Source organism: Methanobrevibacter sp. (assembly GCF_045541095.1).
Lineage (GTDB): Archaea > Methanobacteriota > Methanobacteria > Methanobacteriales > Methanobacteriaceae > Methanocatella.
In genome coordinates this window covers 1-1,597 of record NZ_JAZQIJ010000168.1, presented here as the reverse complement: position 1 = coordinate 1,597, position 1,597 = coordinate 1, and the positions used below count along the sequence as shown (strand labels likewise).

Here is a 1,597-nt window from a genome sequence, read left to right as displayed (position 1 = left end):
CTTGTCGGATGTCACAATCAGGCAGTCTGTGTTTTTTGAAATTTTTTGAAGGATATCTCTACTTTCAATGTCAACTGTTCCTCCAAACTTTTTAGATGCCCCCGGAGCATGCCATAACTGCACAACACGGGCTTCAGGCTTGAAATTCATGAATGCCAATGGGAAAAAGTTATCATTTAAAAAAACGTACTTGGATGAGGCGAGTTTCTTAAAGCTTCCAAAGGATAACTTGTCCTTGTAAAAAAAGTGGAATTTAAAATCTCCTCTTTTTTCAAATTCCTTTTTAATATAATCCAGATTACCTTTGAAAGATTCCCCTGAATCGACAATGAATGTTATTTTATTCTGATTAATTGGAAAGATTTTAAACAGATTAAATATCCTTCCATATAACTTATGCTTGAGATACTTCATAAAAATCAAATTGAATAAAAAAGATTAATTTAATGGAAAAATGCAAAAATTCCCGGAAGGGACTCTGCCATAGCTTGAATACCTAAAATGAATATTGCCAGACCGCCAATGAAGTTAATGTATCTTGCATATTTCATCGCCATTTTTGTTCCGAATGTTCCAACTAAAAGCCAGAATAAAACAGCAGTTAAACTTAAACAAGCCAAAACCAGAGGATTTACACCTGCGTCAACCCCTTGAGCCGCCAAAATCAGGTTTTCGATGTTTCCAAAAACCAATAGTACTGAAAAATGCTTTAATTCAGGATCCATTTATTCACCCCTTACAGATTGAATCATCGCCTGCAAACCTAAGACGAATATTGCAAGTCCACCTATAAAATTGATGAAATCAACATAATCAATAAGAAGTTGAGTTCCGAATGTTCCAATAATCAGCCACATGGATACGCAAATGATACTTGCAATACCTAATTTAATCGGATTGACTCCAGCAACTACCCCCTGAGAGGATAACACCAAATTTTCAATATTACCAAATATAATTAATCCTACAAAAGGCAAATACTGTTCCAACATTAAATCACCATTTCCCCTAATAAATCGGAATAGATTTTTCCGAAAAAAAACAACCCTATGATAATGAATATTAACGAATAATAATATATAAAACTATCTAAAATTTTTGGATTTTATAATGAAAAATAATTAATATGACCTATTGAAACAGTGATAAATTCTAAACATAATAAGAAAAAATAAGAAAAAAATTGAATATTATTAAATTGAGACGTGTATTTCAAGTGTAAAAAACACTATCTGTTTGCATACATTTTCTCATAATATTCCTGATATTGTCCACTTTTCACCTGATTTGTCCAGTCAGTGTTATCCAAATACCATTGAATTGTCTCCTTTATTCCAACTTCAAATGTATAATCAGGACTCCAACCCAATTCATCCTGAATTTTTGAAGAATCAATGGCATAACGCCTGTCATGACCCAAACGGTCAGTGACAAATTCAATCAAGGATTCATCCTTGCCCAAGGTTTCAAGAATCAGTTTAACAATGTAAATGTTTTCCTTTTCATTGTTTCCACCGATATTGTAGACCTCACCAAGCCTTCCCTCATGCAACACCAAATCGATGGCACTGCAGTGGTCATGGACATGCAGCCAGTC

Annotated in this window: 4 protein-coding genes; all 4 read right to left on the bottom strand. The window is 33.7% G+C overall.

Going from position 1 to position 1,597, the window contains the following annotated elements:
* On the bottom strand, nucleotides 1–414 hold a 414-nt coding region (locus tag ACKI2P_RS07145; RefSeq protein WP_407376341.1), incomplete at its 3' end, for a CDP-glycerol glycerophosphotransferase family protein.
* A gap of 29 nt (nucleotides 415–443) precedes the next feature.
* Nucleotides 444–725, bottom strand: coding sequence for a hypothetical protein (locus ACKI2P_RS07140; protein ID WP_292738653.1), 282 nt, complete (start codon nucleotides 723–725; stop codon nucleotides 444–446).
* Entirely contained in the window at nucleotides 726–992 is a 267-nt protein-coding gene (locus ACKI2P_RS07135; RefSeq protein WP_292738655.1) for a hypothetical protein, read from the bottom strand.
* 236 nt (nucleotides 993–1,228) lie between these two features.
* Nucleotides 1,229–1,597: GDP-mannose 4,6-dehydratase (locus ACKI2P_RS07130; protein ID WP_407376339.1), on the bottom strand; the 369-nt coding region annotated here is incomplete at its 5' end.